At 68.4% G+C, this 794-nt stretch carries 1 pseudogene; it reads right to left on the bottom strand.

Annotated elements, in window-relative coordinates:
- Positions 1-764: pseudogene (locus tag RF650_RS13525) on the bottom strand (IS3-like element ISPfr10 family transposase); the annotation flags it as partial.
- Positions 765-794: the final 30 nt, after the last annotated feature.

The following is a 794-nucleotide window of genomic DNA, read 5'->3' as shown; positions in this document are numbered from 1 at the left end:
GGTGATCGACCGCTCCACGAGCCCGCCGATGCATTCGCGGGTGTGCTCGTCGACGATGGAGCAGATCTTGATCGGGCAGCCCCGCTCGTCGGCGTCGAACTGGAAGTCCACCGCCCATACGAGGTTCGGTGCGACTGCCGCCGGGGCGTCGACGGTCGAGGATCCGACACGCTTGCGGCGTCGCCGCTGCGGGACGCGGAGGCCTTCGGCTCGCCAGAGGCGTTGGATCTTCTTGTGGTTGACCGCCCAGCCCTCACCCCGGGCGTCGTGATACGCCCGCCGGTACCCGTAGCGGGGATGCTTCTTCGCCCACGCGCGCAGCCAGTCTCGCAACGCGCGATCAGGGTCGGCGACCGTGTCGCCCTTGAGCGGGCGACGGTACGCGGACCTGCTCAGCCCGGCCAGACGGCACGCCATCCGCTCGCTCACCTGCAGTGTCCTGATCAGGTGCGAGACGGCGGCGCGGCGCCTGCCCGGGCCTAGAAGTTTCCCTCGGCCAGCTCCTTGAGCGCGGCCTTCTCCAGCTCCGCTTCGGCCAGCAACCGCTTGAGCGTGGCGTTCTGCTTCTCCAGCTCCCTGAGGCGCTTCGCGTCGTCGGCCTTCAGTCCGCCGTACTGGTTACGCCACCGGTAATACGTCTGCTCGGATATCCCAAGCTCCCGACACACCGCGGCGATGTCGCTGCCGTCGGCGAGCATCCTGTCGGCCTGCCCGAGCTTGCGGACGACCTGCTCCGGGGTGTGACGCTTCCTGCTGTTCGACATGATCTGACCAGTCTCCCTGCCCGCAACCAC

It is taken from the genome of Kocuria sp. CPCC 205297 (assembly GCF_040981035.1).
Classification (GTDB): Bacteria; Actinomycetota; Actinomycetes; order Actinomycetales; family Micrococcaceae; genus Kocuria; species Kocuria marina.
Note: the sequence above shows the minus strand (reverse complement) of the source record. Positions and strands in the feature narration are given on the sequence as shown.